18 protein-coding genes, 2 pseudogenes and 1 other annotated feature are annotated in these 19,994 nt (G+C 41.7%); of the genes and pseudogenes, 10 read left to right on the forward strand and 10 right to left on the reverse strand.

The features are described from left to right. Window positions 1–314 precede the first annotated feature (314 nt). Window positions 315–638, reverse strand: coding sequence for an STAS domain-containing protein (locus AS030_RS17715; protein ID WP_240482391.1), 324 nt, complete (start codon window positions 636–638; stop codon window positions 315–317). A gap of 1,220 nt (window positions 639–1,858) precedes the next feature. Continuing rightward, the gene (yhfH, locus tag AS030_RS23155) at window positions 1,859–1,987 is read right to left on the reverse strand and encodes a protein YhfH (protein ID WP_074440588.1); all 129 of its coding nucleotides are present in this window, start codon (window positions 1,985–1,987) and stop codon (window positions 1,859–1,861) included. 295 nt (window positions 1,988–2,282) lie between these two features. Between yhfH and AS030_RS24865 the strand changes: the two are divergent. Then, a pseudogene (locus tag AS030_RS24865) lies at window positions 2,283–3,116 on the forward strand (M20 family metallopeptidase); the annotation flags it as partial. Window positions 3,117–3,386: 270 nt separating this feature from the next. Here AS030_RS24865 and AS030_RS17730 read toward each other — a convergent pair. Further along, window positions 3,387–3,590 (reverse strand): annotated as a pseudogene (locus AS030_RS17730) (KGG domain-containing protein); the annotation flags it as partial. 329 nt (window positions 3,591–3,919) lie between these two features. On the opposite strand from AS030_RS17730, the gene AS030_RS17740 reads away from it, so the two are divergent. The 3 genes from AS030_RS17740 to AS030_RS17750 all read left to right on the forward strand — a co-directional run bounded on the left by AS030_RS17740 (window position 3,920) and on the right by AS030_RS17750 (window position 7,188). Further along, the gene (locus tag AS030_RS17740) at window positions 3,920–4,675 is read left to right on the forward strand and encodes a CBS domain-containing protein (RefSeq protein WP_061974070.1); all 756 of its coding nucleotides are present in this window, start codon (window positions 3,920–3,922) and stop codon (window positions 4,673–4,675) included. Between the two features lie 78 nt (window positions 4,676–4,753). After that, window positions 4,754–6,610, forward strand: coding sequence for an EAL domain-containing protein (locus tag AS030_RS17745; protein ID WP_061974072.1), 1,857 nt, complete (start codon window positions 4,754–4,756; stop codon window positions 6,608–6,610). 20 nt (window positions 6,611–6,630) lie between these two features. Further along, entirely contained in the window at window positions 6,631–7,188 is a 558-nt protein-coding gene (locus tag AS030_RS17750; protein ID WP_061974074.1) for an HD domain-containing protein, read from the forward strand. Between the two features lies 1 nt (window position 7,189). Here AS030_RS17750 and AS030_RS17755 read toward each other — a convergent pair whose 3' ends face one another. After that, on the reverse strand, window positions 7,190–7,789 hold the full coding sequence (locus tag AS030_RS17755) for a hypothetical protein (RefSeq protein WP_061974076.1): 600 nt from the start codon (window positions 7,787–7,789) through the stop codon (window positions 7,190–7,192). A gap of 310 nt (window positions 7,790–8,099) precedes the next feature. Here AS030_RS17755 and AS030_RS17760 point away from each other — a divergent pair, with 310 nt between their 5' ends. Next, window positions 8,100–8,417, forward strand: a complete 318-nt coding sequence (locus AS030_RS17760) for an antibiotic biosynthesis monooxygenase family protein (protein WP_061974078.1) — start codon at window positions 8,100–8,102, stop codon at window positions 8,415–8,417. A 655-nt stretch (window positions 8,418–9,072) separates the two neighbouring features. Next, window positions 9,073–10,293 (forward strand): formaldehyde dehydrogenase, glutathione-independent, encoded by a 1,221-nt coding sequence (gene fdhA / locus AS030_RS17765; RefSeq protein ID WP_061974079.1) that lies wholly within the window; start codon window positions 9,073–9,075, stop codon window positions 10,291–10,293. A gap of 785 nt (window positions 10,294–11,078) precedes the next feature. Here fdhA and AS030_RS17775 read toward each other — a convergent pair. Beyond that, a complete protein-coding gene (locus AS030_RS17775; protein ID WP_061974083.1) occupies window positions 11,079–11,636 on the reverse strand; it encodes a helix-turn-helix domain-containing protein in 558 nt (185 codons plus the stop codon). A gap of 111 nt (window positions 11,637–11,747) precedes the next feature. On the opposite strand from AS030_RS17775, the gene AS030_RS17780 reads away from it, so the two are divergent. After that, a complete protein-coding gene (locus tag AS030_RS17780) occupies window positions 11,748–12,332 on the forward strand; it encodes a LysE family translocator (RefSeq protein ID WP_061974085.1) in 585 nt (194 codons plus the stop codon). A 181-nt stretch (window positions 12,333–12,513) separates the two neighbouring features. On the opposite strand, the gene AS030_RS17785 is transcribed toward AS030_RS17780, so the two are convergent. After that, window positions 12,514–12,762, reverse strand: a complete 249-nt coding sequence (locus AS030_RS17785; RefSeq protein WP_061974087.1) for a hypothetical protein — start codon at window positions 12,760–12,762, stop codon at window positions 12,514–12,516. Window positions 12,763–13,222: 460 nt separating this feature from the next. Here AS030_RS17785 and AS030_RS17790 point away from each other — a divergent pair, with 460 nt between their 5' ends. The 3 genes from AS030_RS17790 (at window position 13,223) to AS030_RS23165 (ending at window position 15,695) form a co-directional block, all read left to right on the forward strand. Continuing rightward, a complete protein-coding gene (locus tag AS030_RS17790) occupies window positions 13,223–13,822 on the forward strand; it encodes a GNAT family N-acetyltransferase (RefSeq protein WP_061974089.1) in 600 nt (199 codons plus the stop codon). A gap of 100 nt (window positions 13,823–13,922) precedes the next feature. Next, window positions 13,923–14,167: a binding site (T-box leader), on the forward strand. Between the two features lie 49 nt (window positions 14,168–14,216). Next, complete coding sequence (gene brnQ / locus AS030_RS17795) at window positions 14,217–15,548, forward strand: branched-chain amino acid transport system II carrier protein (protein ID WP_061974091.1); 1,332 nt, start codon at window positions 14,217–14,219, stop codon at window positions 15,546–15,548. A gap of 54 nt (window positions 15,549–15,602) precedes the next feature. Further along, the gene (locus AS030_RS23165; RefSeq protein WP_141687121.1) at window positions 15,603–15,695 is read left to right on the forward strand and encodes a zinc-binding dehydrogenase; all 93 of its coding nucleotides are present in this window, start codon (window positions 15,603–15,605) and stop codon (window positions 15,693–15,695) included. 454 nt (window positions 15,696–16,149) lie between these two features. Here AS030_RS23165 and eat read toward each other — a convergent pair whose 3' ends face one another. From eat to AS030_RS17815, 4 genes are all read right to left on the reverse strand, one after another. Then, a complete protein-coding gene (gene eat / locus AS030_RS17800) occupies window positions 16,150–17,508 on the reverse strand; it encodes an ethanolamine permease (RefSeq protein WP_061974093.1) in 1,359 nt (452 codons plus the stop codon). Window positions 17,509–17,667: 159 nt separating this feature from the next. Next, on the reverse strand, window positions 17,668–17,865 hold the full coding sequence (locus tag AS030_RS17805) for a hypothetical protein (RefSeq protein ID WP_061974095.1): 198 nt from the start codon (window positions 17,863–17,865) through the stop codon (window positions 17,668–17,670). An 11-nt stretch (window positions 17,866–17,876) separates the two neighbouring features. Then, window positions 17,877–18,590 carry an ethanolamine ammonia-lyase subunit EutC gene (gene eutC, locus AS030_RS17810; protein ID WP_061974097.1) on the reverse strand — a complete coding sequence of 238 codons (714 nt, stop codon included), beginning with the start codon at window positions 18,588–18,590 and terminating at the stop codon, window positions 17,877–17,879. A gap of 13 nt (window positions 18,591–18,603) precedes the next feature. After that, window positions 18,604–19,974 carry an ethanolamine ammonia-lyase subunit EutB gene (locus AS030_RS17815; RefSeq protein WP_061974099.1) on the reverse strand — a complete coding sequence of 457 codons (1,371 nt, stop codon included), beginning with the start codon at window positions 19,972–19,974 and terminating at the stop codon, window positions 18,604–18,606. Window positions 19,975–19,994 lie beyond the last annotated feature (20 nt).

Consider the following 19,994-nt stretch of genomic DNA (forward strand, 5'->3'; position numbering starts at 1 on the left):
GGCTACTCTTTTATGAAACACAAAGAAGGGCGCTGTTAATACTATGGAATGCAGTTTATGAAATTCAACGTATCAAAGGCAATATAACTTAATGACTGTCAAACAGTAAAACCCGCTTTCAAATCAGTTGAGAGCGGGTTTTTGTTTCTTCCAACGAAGCATTGTAGTCCTCGTTCGTTGCAGATTCCATAAGCCTTCGCATTGCAATCGTTTGTTGATAGAAATACAGATTAAATGGCCGCCCCTTTTTTGGTTAACTTTCCCTTCATTTGCATTTCTTCCTTTTCAATCTGAACAAAGGGCACATACCTGACTTAGATCATTTCTATAAGCCCAGTTATCTCAAATAGTCGGCGGACTCGACAGGTCATGCCTCTTAGTATTAACGTACTATTGTTCATGATCGATGATTTAATTGCTCCGGCGAACACTCCTAACCCAACACTATCTATAAAATCAATTTTCTCAACATCAATAATGATTTTTTGTTTAGTTTGTTCGGACAAAGGGAAAAGTATTGCTTTTAACTTGGGTGCTGTGTAGCTCTGAACTTCTCCGTCTAATTCCAAATAATGTGTACCGTTCAATTTTTCATGTGTAATATTAAGATCCATAACATTCCCCATTGACATACTCATAAGGCAAACCTCCAGGAGAAAGATTAGAAAACTTTTGTCGTAATTGATGACCATCTGATTTTCCTATTGCTCGTTGATACTGCCACCGCTCTTTCACTTTAATAGTGTAATACGCAAATATAAAAGCTGTATTGTTCGATTTTAAAGAATTATTAATTCAACATTAATTTGGATGGGTTTTGTTTCGATAAACGCTTATTCCCCTGATTTATAAAAAACGAAAACCTTGATACCTATATAATTTACTATAGTTTTGTTCTCCGGTTTTCCCACTCGATTCGCTGCTCTAGTCTTGTCATAAATAAACATCCTCCTCTTCTAGGAAGATGTTCTCATTATCTTGATATTAATTCTAGGTGGGAAGTATTTTACGCTTACGTTTAGAATTGCGCACTATAACGTACATACAAATTATTCTCGCTCCTTTTCGCCAAGATTCCCTGCCATTTTGAATTTGGTGGTTCCCCGATATCTCCAAATGTAGCCTTGTAATTAGATGCCTTTTTTCTAGGCGTTGGGTGTCATTGACTTGTCTAACAAGTAGGGCATTGTAATAATTTAGATGGTTCACAGTTTGCGGGGGAGATGGGTTTACTATGTTTAGTCCAAGCGATCTCATTATTGATGCGGCCAATGCTAGAACGGATGCTGAAGTATTGATAGAGTACGCAAAAAAGTTGGGTGTTATCTAAATATATCAATTTCTTCATTTTAATACATTATGATGAAAAAGTTAGTTAACAAATGAGAGGGTCAATGAAACCAGGAAAACCAGGCATGTCACAAAAAATCGTTACAAAGACGAGGGCGAAGAGGATAGAGAATAATAGCTTATATAAGTTATTGACACTTCGAAATTAATCAAGACAGGGCAGGCCACCAAGACCTGTCTTTTTATTTGCTCAGTGATACGTCTGAACGAAAGTAACATAAACTCTGAGGTGCGAAGTGGAACCGATTGTTCGAAAATGGAAAAACGTGGTTTTTTTTATCTTAGGAATGGGGATTTCATTCCTTGCAGTATTCTTGATTTTCAATTAATGGGTATAGCACTTTACAGGTTAAGAGAACCGTCTCATTTATAAGGTGGGCGGTTTTCTCATTACTGGAGAACCTGGTTCTCTATGAAACTAAACTGTTTTATAACAGATAATACCCTGCTCACCTTTTCACGGCAAACAGGGTATTAGGAGTTGCATAAATTATTCATTGACGATCACCTATGCTTCATGTTGTCCCATGCATCTCTCACATTCATAAACGTATGATTCATGCTGTTCCTCAATCGTTTTTCCGCATTCCCGGCATTGCTTCTTTGGCAAATTACGATAAAATTCCAACGTCAACATTCAGCATTACCTCCTATTTTTTAATTAAATTCATTGTATTATAACAGATAAGAATCGTCAACAGCTGTTATATAATTATTTTAAAATACTACTAAACTCCTAGATCTAACTTAAACGCTTATTTGTAAGTTCTGTTTTACATAGGCCAGCAAGTGCTAATCCTCGGCTACAAGGTGTATGGATGCCTACGGTAACCCTCCTGGCGGTTAAGAATGCTATAGCGATTGAAGGCTTTCCATCAAGTAAAAAACTCAATGATTCTCATTAAGAAAGAACGGGAGCAATGACAACGGCTATAGAATCTATTCTTCATTATGTTGATAAAAAAGAAGTGGTTGAACTGACAAGGAGTCTTATTCGTATTCAAAGTGTTTATCGTCCAAAAGTCGATGATGGAAACGAAGAAAAGGTAGCTCGTTTTATAGCTCATTATCTGAAGAACATGGGGTTAGAGGTTGGGTTTAGTATGAAGAAGTAGTGCGAGGACGGCCAACGTTATTGCGATTTATGACTCTGGTCATCCAGGGAAAACTCTTTTAATTGAAGGACATACAGATGTAGTAACGGAAGGGGACCTTGATTCTTGGACGTATGATCCATTTCGCGGAGAAATCAGTAACGGAAAAATTTATGGAAGAGGTCCTTTTGATACAAAAGGAAACCTAGCTGCTGCCATTTCTACTGTTCATTAAGGCTGGGCAAATGGGGTGGATGGAGCCATCATCTGTGAACCTGAGGAGAATCAGCTTTGTATTACACAAAAAGGTGCGATGCGTATTGTTTTAAAAACGCACGGAAAAATGGCCAATGGCGTGATTCCGCTTACTGGAATTAATCCCAATACACGAATGGCCAAATTAATTGTGGAATTGGATCAACTGGAACAAAGAGAAAAAGAACGGCTGGGGGAACATCCCTATCTTGGATGGCCGAGTATTACGCCAACTATTTTACAAGCGCCAGTTAAAGGAGAACCCCAGATCAATGTGGTTCCGGCACAATGCATGACCACACTTGATATTCGCACGGTTCCAGGGCAGGAGCATCATCAATTGAGGAAGAAATAGAAGACATTATTAAACGGCAGGGTAAGGCTGATTCAAATTTTAAAGCGACACTTGAACTCATTGCGGGCTTAGCCTTTGTTAGGCTCAGGAGAATAAAATTTAATAATGTGAGTAATATTGATATTTTAGCTTATATAGAAAGACTTTTTGAAGTTATTAACAAAATGCGATATTGTACGCTAAGAGGGTTTGCATAGACATCTTTGAACCGACATGTATCATGGTAGGTTTCGTGATACCATATGCAAGATACAAAACCCAATTTATTATACTTGGCGTGTTTCCCACAACAAAAAAACCTGATCTCCAATAAGAGATCAGGTTTTATGTTACTTGTTGTCATTATTATTACGGGCTTCTCCGCCCTTTCTTCCAATTTCCTCGTAAAATTCCTTATCATGATTTTTAGAGGTGGCCTCTCCACCCTTTTCACCAATTTCTTGGTAAAACTCTTTATCATGATTTTTGGATGTAGCTTCTCCGCCTTTTCTTCCGGCTTCTTCTCTGCTCATGCCATCTCTATTATTTTTAGCCATGTTTATTCATCTCCCTTTCTAAAATGCTCAAGTTTGATCTTGGCTATAGTAAAGCCATTCCCTCCTGCATCATTCTTAAACATCCACAGCTGAAATACAAAACCTTCCTGGGGTTTATGGGACCATGAAGCGAAAGTCTTGATCCACTTGAAGCACTGGTGGAGAGAAGATTTAATAGGAGTCCTTCTTGTAATTAGCGAAAAATCTCTTTTACTAAGAGCAGAGGAAGAGGGAGGTCAAAAAAGGGTTTTCAATAAAAATATACAGGTAGAAAAGCCTATATACGGTTGGTATAATATTCCTATATATCATTTACCTGAGGTGTGAAAATGCACAAACCGAATATGGATCAACCAACGATGACTTCAAACAGTGAATCCGTTGAACGCTTTGAAGTAGCATTCAACCAAATCCATCATATCTTAAAACGCCTGAATCCTAATGAATACAACGATGCTTTTATGAAGCTTCTCACGGACTCCAGCCGCAAGCACCGGGTGATACAGCAAGTGTATTATGACTTAAAACAGTTTGCTAAGCTGCGAAATGCACTGGTTCATGAAAAAATGGAGCGAAAGACCTTCATTGCCACCCCCCATGAAAACACGGTTCTTAAAATTGAAAATATCGCCAAGCTGCTTACTAAGCCACCGAAGGTATTGGATATTGCAACTGCTTTTGTTGTATCAGTAAACCTCACAACACCGCTTGAAGATCTGATTAAAATCATGGGCACTTCTTCGTACAATCAATTTCCTGTCTATGAGAAGGGTGTGTTTCAGTTCTTGATCTCAGAGTATGGGTTAACGAAGTGGATGGCAGCTTCTATTCACAAAGGAAGTATCCATGTCGAAGGAAAAACAGTGGAGAATCTTAAGCCCTATGAAGAGCATCATAATGTCGTGTTTGTTAAACGTTCGATGGATATCTTTGAGTTAGAGGACATTTATGAGGAATCCTTTCAGAAAAAAAGAAAGCTGGAAGCAGTAATCGTCACCGAGAACGGTTCTCCTCTGGAAGCTCCCTTAGGTATTGTAACCTCATGGGACCTTATTGAGATTGATTTATTGGTAAGCAGAGACTAAGCGAAAAAGTGTTGCAGCCAAACTTTCGTTTAAGTAGAATGTAACGAATCATATAGGGGTTTGGGGGATATAAGGTCTATGTTTAATTTTGAAGAAAGCCAGGAGAGGCTTGATCGGTTTGAGTTTGATCTTTTACCGGATATACATAGAAAAATCAATACCGGGAAGTCAGGGGCAGAGATCTACCTTGTCCAATATATTAAAAAAGTAGAAAAGAAACGCCGCCGGGTGCCAGCTCTCGTGAAGATTACCTCCATGGAAGAAGGTGAGCGGGAAGAGGCAGCATACAAAATGGCTCTTCATCTTGCAAGTGAAGCAGATATGAACCATTATATTCCAAGTGTCCTGGATATTAAAACGTTTGAAAATCAGCATGCGGTCATGTATGAGTTTGCCGGAGCCGCTGAGAGTTTTACAATCAATGAAGCCGTTGAAAAACAGATGTCTGTTGATTATTCAGGCATCATCAATGAGGCATTAAACTTTATAAATGGTTGGGGCGTGGAGAAAAAAAAGATCGTTTCTCCTTATGATCATATGATTGAAACACTAGGGACAAAAAGGTGGGAGACGCTGTTTAACCCCATTAAGGAATTGGGGGCAGATACCAATTCTGTCGTACTGAGTTTCCATGGGAATCTATTCCCAAATCCCCTCGTTTACCTGTACAATAAAAATCTATGGAAAGAAGAAACCATGTATGTCAAACACAGTCATTCACATGGAGACTACCATGGAAACAATATTATCGTCACAGATAAAAACAAGAGTGATATTTCTATTATTGACTTTGCGGAATTAAAGCAGCATACGAACTTATTTTATGATTACCGGTACTTGGAGCTTCACCTTTTGCTGGATTGCTTTCCGTTGGAATCCAGTGACAATCAGGACAAATGGATGGAAATCGGCAGTTATGTGACACGAGACCTCATGAAAGAGCTTCAGCAACCCCTTGATATTCCGGATGGCATTGCTCCGTTCGATAAGATCTTGCCTTGTTTTGGAGCGGAATTCATTGAAGAAGTGGGCGAAATCGCTGTTAAGGATTATCAGCCGTCCTACTATATTGCAGGAGTATGCGCCGGATTGATTTATGCGAGAAGAACGAAAATAAAGGGATTGAACCGGTTTGCCGCTTTTGTTTATGCCCTATTTAACCTGAAAAAGGCCCTTCAGTGCTTAAACATTAGTTTGCCCAATGAGGTGTCCTTGCCGCTGGCATGGCCTGCGGACCGGGAGAGTAAGGAACTCGATCAGATCATCCAGAAAAAGTTGTTTACGATTTACGCACAGCCGATCGTAAATACATTGACCAAAGAAATGGAATATGTTGAGATCCTGACGAGATTTAACAGCAAGAGTCCTGATCACTGGTATGACTTGGCGAGAAGGGATGGCCGATTGGATGAGATTACGATTGCCACTTGTGAAGAATTTGTCCGAAATGCCAACGATTTGAAAGCGTTAAAGATTAAAGGAATTTTTTATAATCTGGAAGCCGATTTGACGAAAGAGACGATCGTGAAATGCATTGAGCTGCTAAAACAGACTCAGCTTTCGTTCACGATTGAAATCACAGAGCATGTAAAGAAGGATTTGGAGCTTTGGAAAAGCATTGCTGAAGAAGAGGGCGTTGCTCTTTCTTTGGATGATTTCGGTGAAAAAGCGGCAACTGAGCTGGAAGAAATCACAGTTTTGCAGCCAGCCTTTGTAAAAATGAAAAGAAACAAGCTGCAGGAGTACTATGGTGCGATTATGGATTTGGACCGCCAATACATCCGGAAAATGGTCATTGAACATGTTGAAGAGGAAGAATTGAAGCAGCTTACACAGGATGGCATTAAGTATGTTCAAGGCTGGCTCTGTTCTGTCGCGAAAAAACTCAAGGACATTGATGCCGACCAATGGAACGCCGGTTTTTTAAAAGGATAAACCAATGGGAAGTGTAAAAGATGAAAATCCAACAATTAGATAAAATGAGCGCTGCCATTGAAATGGCTGCCGCTGCTCATCAATCACAAGTCAGAAAAGGGAATAAAAAGCCTTATATTTCTCACCCCTATTTTGTAGGAATGCTGCTGCTGGATGCAGGCTGCACGGAGGAGACGGTTCTTGCCGGAATTTTACATGATGTGATCGAGGATACGGATGTCACTGTTGAAGACATTCGTTCAGCATTTGGCGATCGGGTTATGGAGATGGTGAAGGGAAGCTCTGAACCGGATAAATCTCAATCGTGGGAAGCGAGAAAAAAGCATACGATTACGTATTTGCAGAAAGAAGCTTCGGTGGAGGTATGCCAAATTGTATGCGCCGATAAGCTCCATAATGTACTTTCGTTAAGGCAGGATCTAGAGAAGCAGGGAGAGACCGTTTGGAGCCATTTTAAACGAGGCAAGGATTTGCAGGAGTGGTATTATACCTCACTTGTTGAGGCGCTTGGCCGTCGGGTAGGGACGTTCCCGCTGTTTCTCCAATTAAAAAAAGAGGTGCAGAACCTCTTTAATTAGACTACATAGGTGTTGTAGTTTCTTCTTTTTTTGCTGTCTTGTGCTTCTCATAAATCCGAAACCCGTCGCTCACACGTTTGTTGGAGGATTTTGTGTTATGTTCCCATGACCAATAGGCCAAAAACGTAAGCAAACCGCCGAGTAAACTAATCAGTATCAGTACAGCTATGTATTTAAAATGGTACGTTCGGTACATGATGACCAAAGAAAAGAGAGTAATGAGTGCGAAGTTGAAGCAAGCGGTACGGGTGATACGGATTTTCGTCCGGATGTAGTCCAACTGGTTAGCCTGGTTTTGGTCATTTGTGAGAAGGATGAGCTCCCGTGCTGTTTTTCGGTTTTCGTCCCTTGTTTCTTTTTTTCTCTTTCTAAAAACGACATCATCTACAAAGTTATCTATCAAAATACCAAGTGTATAAACAAAGGGAAGCATAAGAACAAAAAGAGCCAATAAAGTATCCTTGTTGGTGCTCTTTAGATAACCAAACAAAGGCTGGAAAAAATCCACGCCCAAGACCATGATGGCGCATAAAACCAAAGCGATAAAAAAATGAAATCCATTAATGAGATGCTCAATCAGCATATTTGTCGTATTTCCCATACCAATCCCCCATACATAATAAAAATGCCAAGCTTTATTATTTTATAGTGAATCACCATTTTTGTGAATAGTTGGAATAAGAGAATAAAAAATGAAAATCTTCTTTGCCTTGTTAAAAGCTCTCCTTCATCCTTAAAGACGAAGTGGAGCTTATTTGCTGTTTAAATGAGTTGAGAGGTGTAAAAAGCCACTAGATGGACCGAGCCATGTTGGTAAAAACGATAGAGTTAAAGAATTAACAGAGTAAGGTAAAATAGGATGATATCAAGATTTCAGTAGCAAATCGCATGTTTATAAAGGGGGAAAGTCAATGATACTGGAAGCCGCTATGCTTCAGGTGAAACCAGGGATGGAGCAGGAATATGAAGAATCATTTCGCAAAGCATCTAAGATTATTTCATCTTTGAAGGGCTATATTTCACACGAATTACAGCGTTGTATGGAAGTAGAGGGTAAATATTTGCTTCTTGTAAAGTGGGAGAGTTTAGAAGACCACACTGTAGGATTCAGACAATCAAATCAGTATCAAGAATGGAAATCGTTATTACATCGTTTCTATCACCCTTTTCCGACAGTGGAACATTTTGAAAAAGTAAATCTGACACAAGGGATTCTAATTAAGGATTAAGGGACTCCTAAACATTGGAGTCCGATTATAGCGGTGATGGACACGGCTTTCTAGCGTTTTTAGAGGTTGTCCCCTATTAAAAAAATACCTAAAACACTAAAAACGTCCCAAAATTGAAATTTAAGCGGAATGCGTAGTATCGTTGTACGCGATAAATGATCTGTTGCTTTTTGTCCTATTAACACCCAAACAAAAGGCGCGTTATAAGATAACGCACCTTTTTAAGGAAGAAATCTATCAACTGAAAATAATCGTTTTTTTACGTGAAGCTACAATGGATTACAAGAAAATCAGTACAAGAATAGGGGGTGGAATCTCGTTTCCACCCTTTTGACACTGATTGTTATTCCGACGTTCTATGAATTGTTCCACTTCCGGAAAGCAAAAAAAACAAAGGCTGCAAGACAACCAAATAATAGGTACTTTAAATCAATAACTGCCAATATCAGGACCATATTATTTTTGTTTAGTAAAAGGACCGTACATATTTGATATGGATTAAAGTCTAATTTTCTCCTAAAATGATAGATCAATGTCTCAATTCAGTTCTAAAACTTCTAATTTGATAAACTCAAAATAAATAGTATAATAGGGACTGCATGAAAGCGTTTACAAATGTGGCTTTACCAATACATTTTGGGAGTGTGATTTTTGTATGGCTGGAAATCGTGCGGTAGTCTATGTGAAACCAGGAGAGGTGGGAGTAAGGGATATAAGTTATCCGGATTTGGTTTTGCAGGACGGCCCCGGAGTGAACCCGTTGAACGTGGGCAGAAAGTGTAATCATGGTGTTATTTTAAAGGTCGTTACAACGAACATCTGTGGTAGCGACCAGCACATGGTAAGGGGAAGGACGACAGCACCAAGCGGCTTGGTACTAGGCCATGAAATCACAGGAGAAGTAATTGAGGTAGGAAGCGATGTTGAATTCATTAAAAAGGGAGATTTAGTTTCTGTTCCTTTTAACATTGCTTGTGGACGCTGTAGAAGTTGTAAAGAACGGAATACCCATGTATGTGAAAATGTGAATCCGGACCGGGCAGGTTCAGCCTATGGATATGTAGATATGGGAGGCTGGGTTGGCGGACAATCAGAATATGTAATGGTCCCATATGCAGATTTCCAGCTGTTGAAGTTTCCGGATAAAGATCAGGCTATGGAAAAGATCCTAGATTTGACCATGCTGTCTGATATATTCCCGACAGGCTATCATGGTGCGGTTTCTGCTGGAGTAAAGACAGGATCTACGGTTTACATAGCCGGTGCCGGCCCTGTTGGATTAGCAGCAGCCCATTCCGCCCAGCTATTAGGGGCATCCAGAGTGATTGTAGGGGATCTGATAGAAGAACGTTTGGCCCAGGCCCGCAGCTTTGGCTGTGAAACCGTCAATTTACGTGAACATGCCAATCTTGGTGAGCAGATTGATCAGCTGCTGGGAGCACCTGAAGTGGACTGTGCTGTGGACTGTGTCGGTTTTGAAGCACATGGACATGGTGCAGGATCAGGTGAGGAGGCTCCAGCTGCCGTATTGAACTCTATAATGGATGTCACTAGAGCAGGCGGAAGACTTGGAATTCCCGGACTGTATGTAACGGGAGACCCGGGAGCGGTTGACGATGATGCCAAACACGGAACTTTAAAGATCCGTTTGGGGTTAGGCTGGGCAAAGGCTCATACATTTGTTACCGGACAGACGCCTGTCATGAGGTATCACAGGGAACTGATGAATTCCATTTTGAGTGGCAGGGCGCAGATCGCCAAAGCGGTTAACGCGACATTAATCTCTCTGGATGAAGCACCGAGCGGCTATGCCGAATTTGATAACGGGGCATCAAAAAAATTCGTTATCGATCCTCATGGTCTGGTGAGAAGTTGATAGAATCATATTTTAGAGGAAAGAAGCTGTTCTAAAGGGCAGCTTCTTCTTTGTGCGTACGTTCCAAAGGGAAATTACATATCGTAATTAAAATGAGAAATTAGGGTTTCATTTCTTTTCACATCTTGGTGGTTTCATGAGCGCGATAGAAAAGAGAATACTTCTTTCTCTTTTCTACCTTTTACTATGCAAATACAATAGGAAATGCTTGGACATTTTATTGAAAATTAGTTTTTGTAAAAAAAAAGAAAAATTAAAAAGAGACCAGGATTCTATCCAAAGTCTCTACGCCAACATAAAATCAATCTTAGCAACTGTGGCGGTTTTTTTTCTTCTTTTTACATTTAAAAATGAAACTTGATGAACTAGAAGAACGTCTACATTTTGATGATCGTTTTGATGATCGTTTTGATGATCGTTTTGAGGATCGTTTAGAGGAACGCTTGTGATGAGAAGAAGAGCTAGAGCTAGAGCTAGAGCTAGAGCTTCTTTTTCCGGGTTTTTTTGGCATATGTCTTCCCTCCTTAAAAGAGCAGAGAAACATAGTAACTTTTCTCTGTATTTTATATTATTCAGTTGTGTTCGTTTTTGTTTGGACAAGCATATAAAACAGAAAAAAAGAACAAGCAGACCCTATAGGATCTGCTTGTTTAATGTAAGTCTAAAGGTTCACGCCCTTAGCTATTTTGCGAAAAGTCTCTCATAAACGCATTGGTTTCTTCCGGTTCTCAAGTTGAGGAGCATGTCCCACATCGTCTAGACGGTTTTTATCTTTTTCATTTTTGCTACATGGATCCGTAATTAATCGTCATATTCAATCTTGTTAATTCACTGCATGGGTTATGGTAGGCATGGTTGCAGTCGGCTTTAAAACGGATCGACTGATCTTTTTCGAGTAAGTAGGTTTGCCCTGATATTGTTAATTCGAGCTGACCGTCAAAAACGGTAATGTATTCCTCCGTGCCATCGTGATGAGGAGCTGCCTCTAAATAGCCCCCTGGCTCAATCTCTACCATGTATATTTCAAATTGCTTGTTGTTTTCGAAGGGGAAGTAGGGATATACTTTATATTTCCCATCATTCTCGGGCAATTCCAATAAATCTTCTTTTGAAATGATCGTTATATCGTTCGCTGATTCTTGAATGAGCGAAGTGAATGAAACCTTTAGTCCATTCGCAATTTTCCACAGCGTGGTTATGGTTGGAATCGATTCTCCGCGTTCGATTTGGCCTAACATGGTTTTGCTGACACCGGTCAACTCAGATACTTTATCCAAACTTAATTTATTCATCCTTCTGAATGCCTTCATGTTTTCAGCAACCACAACATGGATTTCCTTCACAATTATCCCTCAATTTTTTATTTACAATATAACGTATAAATTATACAATTTAAAGCACATGACGCTATAAAGTATATTTGTGCTTTATAGCACACAAGGAGTGCTGCCATTATGTCCGTGTTGTCACTGTTGGTTTATGCTTTTGTTGCAAGCTTCACCCCTGGGCCCAATAATATTATGTCATTGTATTTCGCCAATCAATTTGGTTTGAAACACACGTTTAGATTTTGTGTAGGAGTGGGTATTGGATTTTTCATTTTATTGTCGATCGCTAATTATTTTACTGTTGCCTTAAACACCGTTTTTCCACAAGTTGAGTACATTATGAAATTATTTGGCTGTCTCTATTTGCTTTACCTGGCCTTTAAGATCATGAAGAGCAAGCTGGGGAAAGAACAACAGTTCAATAGCCGATACAACAATATGAAATCAGGTGCGATGCTGCAATTTATCAACCCGAAAGGAACCGTTTATGCCATTACCGTAACGGCCACATTCGTTGCTCCTTTTTACCATCATTATTTGTCTCAATTTCTTTTTGTCATCTTGTTGGCTGTCATTGGATTCCTGGGAACATTCAGCTGGAGCTTGTTTGGCTCATTGTTTAAGAAGTGGATTGCACAGTATCAGAAGGTTTTCAATATCACCATGGCTTTGTTGCTTGTTTATACGGCGGCTACGATTTTGTTTCATTAAAACAATACCGATACCAGAAGCTGATACGGGGTATTTTTTCTCCTTGTTTTATTTGTATTGGCTTAATTTACTATAATTAAGGAAATATAAGGATGAGAAATGAGGAAAAGGGCTCGTTAAATACCGGAATCTTACGAAAGCCGGTAAGTTACGAATCCCTTCCTTTGAACATTGGATTAATTCATGAGAGGTCATCGCGACCTCTTTTTTTACTTTGATTCTCTCTTTTATATTTCTTTCGTTCAATGATGCTGAACATAAATGCGAAAACGATCAAACAGGTAATGAATGTTTCGACCACTCCCGATAGATCGATCGGTCCGTTCTCTGGAACACCAATCCGGCTCCAGAAAAAATAATCTGTTGATACAATTAACAAAGATAACGCTAATGTCGATAAAGCAATGGTTAAAACGCTCCGCTTATTCATCTTTCCCCCTCTATGAATCACAATTTCTCTTTTATAAATTGAAATCCTCTAATGTATCAAAGGTTGTGTACGCTTTTACTATTGTTTATTTGACAGGGGAACAAGTTCTACTACATATCGAACGGTACTTCAGGAACACATAGTAAATATCCCGCACATTCACCCTTGGGAACCGAGCAAACGACCAAAAGAATTGTAACGCCAATGTCTTCCCTTGATGGCTGTCTGAATAATTTGTTTAATCCATTAAACTCCATAAATTTTCTCCACCGCAAAACAGCTCTACCATAGTTTGAGAAGGAAGGAATGTTAGGCACAAACAGATCATGGATGATAATTGATCGTTTATGGAACAATCTATATTGACTGAAGTCGAGAGATAGAGTGATTTAAATGAAAACGTAGAAAAGTGTTAGGAAATTGGTTTTAATATAATGGTTTAATTGGAGAAGGTGACAGAATGATTAACTATTTAGGAACACCAAAAATAGAAACCGACAGATTAATCCTTAGAAGATTGGAACCTACTGATGCTCAAAGTATGTTTGACCATTGGCTTTCAGATGAACGGGTAACTGACAATCTCATCAAAGGAGCACACAAGACAGTTTCGGAAACGTTTGAGTGGGTGGATGGAATTGTGAGGGAGTATAGCAGTAAAGAATTTTGTGACTGGGGCATTGAAATAAAAACGACCGGTGAACTAATTGGAGAAATCGAATTGTACAATTTTGACATTCCCACTGAAAACTGTGAAGTAGGTTATTCGCTTGGATGCAGATGGTGGCATCAGGGCTATGGGACTGAAGCGTTAAGAGTGGTTGTTGAATTTGGTTTTAGGTATATGAATATTCACAAAATATCCGCAGCACATAACATCGATAATGCAGCTTCTGGCAGAATTATGAGTAAAGTTGGGATGACACAGGAAGGAATGATCAGGCATAAGATCCGCAATGCCAAGAATCAATACAAGGACTGTGCAGTTTATGGAATTCTCCAAGAAGATTATCTTAAAAATACTGTTAGTACCCAAACCTATATCCTTAATTTAGAATGATTAAATCCGGCAATCCAATATAAGTGGTTGAGTTACCAATATTTAAAATTACCAAAAAATATTGACTTATCAATTTTTGTTTGCTAAATTACTTTTATAACTAAAATCAATGACGAGAAGAGTAAGATAGGAATCCTGTCCTAAAGAGAGTCGGTGTCTGGTGAAAGCCGATGTTCAGGTCTTGTCCGAATATCATCTCTGAGGTGCAAAGCTGAACATTCGTAAGCTTTGACGGGTTGTCCGCCGTTACAAGGAACACGTATGATTGTACGTTGACTGAGAGCCGTAAGCTTGTTGGAAGCTGCGGAATAAGGGTGGTAACGCGAGCACAAACTCGTCCCTGCATTAGGGACGGGTTTTTTTATGTTTAAAAAACAATAAAGGAGAGATTACTTTGAGAAAACTGGACACCTTATTTATTGGATTGATGTTATTTTCTATGTTTTTTGGAGCCGGAAACCTGATCTTCCCGCCATTCCTTGGAGCGGAATCTGGTACATCTTACTGGCTCGCCATGACAGGATTTATCGTTACCGGCGTGGGATTGCCCTTTGCCGTGCTGTTCGCCGTTTCCCTTGTAAAAGGCGGCGTCCAAACCATCGGAAATCGCGTTCATCCGCTATTCAGTACAGCCTTTATGGTTGTCATTTATTTATCGATTGGACCATTTCTTGCTATTCCGCGAAACGCCAACGTTGCTTATGAGATGGGAGTTAAACCGTTTCTTGGCAAATCAGTGAACTCATCTTTGATTTTATTCTTATTCACTGTTCTATTCTTTGCCCTTGTTTATGTTATCAGCTTAAACCCTTCCAAAATGGAAAAATACATGGGCCGTTGGATTACTCCAGTTTTACTGTTAGCTATGGTTGTCTTGTGCGTAGTCGGGTTTGTTAAACTGGATGCGCCACTCCAGTCACCATCAGCGAAATATGAATCCGGTGCTTTTTCTACAGGCTTCCTTGAAGGGTATAACACAATGGATGCCCTTGCCGCACTGGCATTTGGAATTGTCATTCTTACAGCGATCCAGCAAAGAGGCGTCCGTGATAGAAAACAATTAACGAACTATACGTTGAAAGCCGGGTTGATTGCCGGGGTATTGCTTTCATTGGTATACATCAGTCTCGGATTAATTGGTGGAAAAATGCAGGCCAATGGTTCGTTTGAGAATGGCACCGAAATTCTCTCAACGGCTTCGACCCTTTTATTGGGACAGAGCGGTAAAACCTTGCTCGGCTTAATTTTTACGTTAGCCTGCTTCACCACAGTGGTCGGATTAACATCAGCCTGTGGCCAATATTTTTCGAATCTGATTCCTAAAGCAAGCTACAAAACGGTCGTGTTAGCCGTTACACTTGTAGGCTTCACCCTTTCAAACCTGGGATTGAACCAAATCCTTAAAGTTTCGGTGCCGTTCCTTGTCACTGCTTATCCGTTAACAATCGTATTAATCACACTAACCTTTTTCCATCGCTTCTTTAAGAATGCGAAAAAAGTCTACGGAAGCGCGATCTTATTTACAGCTGTATTTGCCGTAATCAACGGTTTAAATACGTTCGGCCTTGATTTAGGGCCAATTGAAACCTTGAGAAACCTCCTTCCCCTATCCTCTGTTGGATTAGAATGGATCGTGCCTGCACTTGTCGGTACTATTGTAGGCCTGGTGATTAGCAGATTCAGCGCAAAAGCTCCAGCAGAAGTGGTTACGGTGAAGGCATCATAGGTTAAAAATAGGACTTAAAACAACTACAGACCAAAAAACTTTTATAACTAGTCCATCAGCTTTACGTTTGATGAAGTCTCGAAAGCGCACGATTACCTGGAGTCCAGGAAGGCATTAGGCAAAATCGTTTTATCTAACAAGTGGTAACGATTATCCTCAAGTCGTTCAGGTTTCATGTACAGGTATTTTAAAGTCTATTAGCAGAAAAAATAGCTGGAGAACCCTTGTATTCAAGGGTTCCTTTCCTTTTATGGAGATCCATAAAAGGATGAATGAAACACCTTAACAAAATTTACCCGAATGTATCATACTAGACTTGTTCTTCAGTTGCTTCAATGATAAAGACTTTTTAAGGGCGAGCCGGTAATATGATATTGAGTATTATAATCCCATTTTAGATAAAGACCATTATATTTCGTTTAATAGACGGTTTAACCAAGAAAATAGTTTAGAAGAAAAGTAGGAATAGCCTGGAAGGGTTATTCCATTTTAAATAAAGGGAAAAGATACGATCCTGCAAAGGAACCATATGAATAGAGGGAAGAACACCCGTACCATCCTCAGGTACGGGTGTATCTTTTCCTTTTTTTTAATTCAGGTTCTAATTCACCGAAACTCCCTCTTCCTCCGCATACGAAGCATTCGCTTGTCTCTTAAGCCGGGCAGATCCATACAGCACATAGTAGACCAGAGACACTAGGAAAATACCAAGAATCACATAGATCAAAGGGACCGATGCGCCAAACAGCATCATATTGGTGGTCAATACGCTGTATTTAATGATGCTGTACAAACACACCAATCCGAGGATCAGGGCAATGCTTGGCACAACCGGATACTTTACCTTGAATGGACGTGCCAGCTCCGGTTCTTTTTTACGAAGAATGAAGAGGGAAACCATGCTGATGCAGTACATCATCATTGCTCCAAAGACAGAAAGGATGATGAGCGCGTTGGCGAAGCTCGCTGAGCCTGCACATATCACACCGATGGCTCCAGGAATCAAGAGGCCGCCGACCGGAACGCCTTTCTTGTTCGTTTTGGCCAAGAACTTCGGGAAGTAGCCATCCCGTGCCAGGGCGTACGTCTGTCTGGAGAAGCCCATGATGATGCCGTTCAAGCTGGCGATAAGGCCAAACAATCCGATGATGGCCAAAACGGTTGAAAGGCCGTTGTCGTATACGGAGGACAGCGCCTGGGGAAGGGGATAATCGGCAAGCTTACCGTTTCCTCCGCCAAGACCGGCGGTAACAAAAAGCGTAAATAATGTAGCTGTAGCTAAAGTGATGATCGCACCAATAAAACCTTTCGGAATGTCTTTTCTAGGATTCTCTACTTCTTCCGCAGCCATCGCTCCGCCTTCAATCGCAAGGTAAAACCAGACGGCAAACGGGATAGCGGCCAGGACACCTGTCGGTCCATTCAGAAAGGAGTTGTCGTTCAAGATGTTGGAAGCCTCCACATGAGGCAGGCCGGCCACATAAAAGATGGACAAGCCGATCAGTGCCAGAATGGTAGCGGTAAGCTCAATCACGGCAACTTCCTTAACGCCGATCAGATTTAATAGGATGAAGAAAATAAATGCTCCGACCGTGGCGTACACCGGGTTCACAGCTGGAATGAGGAAGTGAATGTACGCGCCTGTTGATACCGCAATGGCTGGAGGCGCGAATATGAATTCAAGCAGACACGCCATTCCTGCCATATAGCCGCCAAACGGTCCCATGGCTCGTCTCGCATACGCGGAAGGACCGCCAGCTTGCGGAATGGAGGTGGAAAGCTCTGCATAGCTGAACATGAAGGTGGTGTAAAAAACAGTGACAATCAGGGTAGCGATTGCAAGCCCGATAATCCCACCCTGTTCAAATCCATAGTTCCATCCGAAGTATTGCCCCGAGATTACCATCCCTACTGAAATTGCCCATAAATGAATCGGCTTTAACTGTTTTTGTAGCGCCATCTCTACTCCTCCTTTAAATGCGTTTACTCAAGTTGATATGGGACATTTGTTGCAGAAAGTCTTCCTTGATTAGTTGATTGAAGTGGAAGATGCGAGATCCTCGAAAATGAATTTCACATTTACTTCGTGCGATGTCTCGCTGCCGAAGCTTTCCTTGTCCTACGGGAAAAGCGGGACAGATGAGACCAGGTAGGCGTTTACGCCGGTAAGGTAGGCGTTTACGCCGGTAAGGTAGGCGTTTACGCCGGTAAGGTAGGCGTTTACGCCGGTAAAGTAGGCGTTTACGCCGGTAAGGCTCAGCACCCGCCCGAGGAAAGCGAGCGACCTGAAACGGAAATCAACCACTTCCAAAGACAACGAAATCGCACTTAAACAATGAGGTGTACACCGCTCGTTTGCTGCTGAAGCATCTTGTCAATCAAGGTTCCGATATGGGCGGCTGCTTCAATCGGAGGCGTTCCCCGTTTATGGATATTGGAAATGACCATGCGATCGGATTCCTTTTTACCTTTGCCCGGCTGGTAGCACATATAGGCACTCATCGATTCGGCACTCATCAGTCCCGGCCGTTCCCCGATCAAAAGGACAAGGGCTTTTGGCTTTAATATCTCGCCGATTTCATCCATGCAGGCGACACGCCCTCCTTTGACAAAAAAGGAGGTTCCAATCTGGAGGTTGTAGGATTCCAGGGAATCGATCAATGCCGGATAAACGTCACTCAGGTTTTCTTCAATGGCCTTTGCACTTAATCCATCCGACACAACGACCTGTACCTCCGGTGCCTGCAGGCAGTTTTTCTGAAGGAAGGCCTTTGCATCGTCGGCCAATAATCTTCCGTGGTCGGGCCGTTTTAAGTAATGTTCCATGGATTCTACTTGTGTGGTAACCGAGAAAAGGTTGAATTCGGACAGGATTTTGTCAGGCACGGTGCCGTAAACCGAATCGACAGCAGCGGCGTGATCGGTACGAAATTGAAGCACATCCTTGGTTAAGGGCCGAGTTCCTGTCCGGCCGACACCGATGCGGGCAGGGGTGAATTGTTTGAGCGTTTCAAGCGGATCTCGTTTTGAATTTGCCAACATGATAAGCCACTCCTTACGTTAAATTCATAAAAATCGTCGGATCGCCAGCCTTGGAGGTAAAGCGGCCATTTTGCGTGATGCCTTGCTCTTCAAGCCACAGCGCAAAGAGGGGAGCAGGGGTCTGGCCGAGCACCTGGCGGACGGTGGCGATGTCGTGATAGCTCAGGGACTGGTAATTCAGCATGCAGTCATCGGCCATCGGTACGCCGATCATAAAATTTACACCCGCCGTTCCGAGCAGCATGCTCAGGTTGTCCATGTCATTTTGGTCGGCATCCATATGATTGGTGTAGCAGACGTCAACACCCATCGGCAGGCCGTGCATTTTGCCCATAAAATGATCTTCGAGACCTGCCCGGAGGACCTGCTTGCTGTTATACAAATATTCCGGTCCGATGAAGCCGACCACAGTGTTTACGATGAACGGCTTATAATGGCGGGCGAGGCCGTAGCACCGGGCTTCAAGTGTCACCTGGTCAATGCCAAAGTGAGCTTCAGATGAGAGTTCCGAGCCCTGGCCGGTTTCAAAATACCAGCGGTTCGGGCCGGCTGCTGTTCCTTTTTCCTTGATCAAAGCGGTCGCTTCATCCAGCATGGAAAGGGAGATGCCAAACGAATCATTGCCCGCTTCGGTACCAGCCAGACTTTGAAAAATCAGGTCGGCAGGCGCGCCTTTTTCGATCGCTCTCATCTGGCTGGTCACATGGGACAGCACACAGTTTTGGGTGGGAATCGACCATTCATTGATCACATTTTTCGTTTCATGCAGAAGGGCATAGATGTTGTCGGTCGTGTCAATGACGGGATTGATTCCAATCACCGCGTCACCGATTCCGTAGCTCAGAGCTTCATATAAAGAAGCTCTCATGCCCTTGATGTTATCGGACGGGTGATTGGGCTGGGCTCTGGAAGCGAGAATTCCTTTTTGGCCAATGGTCGTCTGGCAGGTGGTTTGCACTTCAATTTTGGAAGCAGCCTGAATCAAATCCAGATTGGACATGATTTTGGCGGTAGCGGCAATCATTTCACTGCTCAATCCTTGGCTGAGAGTTAACAGATCATCGCTGACGTGCTGGTCGGACAGGATATATTCCCTCAGCTCGGCGACGGTCCAGTTTTTGATGATTTCATAAACGGCAGCTTCGAGCTGATTTTCGATGAGTGCGGATACGTTGTCTTCATCGGGACTGAGCAGAGGGTAATTCCGAATTTCAGAAAGCGTAAGATCCGCCAGCACCTGCTTGGCGGCCATCCGTTCTTTCATGGAGCCGGCGCTGATTCCTGCTAATTCGTCTCCGGAACGTTCTTCGTTTGCTTTTGCCATGATTTCTTTCAGACTATGAAATGAAAAGGTTTCTCCTAATAAGGTCGTCGTTTTATACATGGTCAGTCTCCTTGAAAGTG

Origin of the sequence: Fictibacillus enclensis (assembly GCF_001457035.1) — a bacterium.
Taxonomy (GTDB): domain Bacteria; phylum Bacillota; class Bacilli; order Bacillales; family Fictibacillaceae; genus Fictibacillus_C; species Fictibacillus_C enclensis.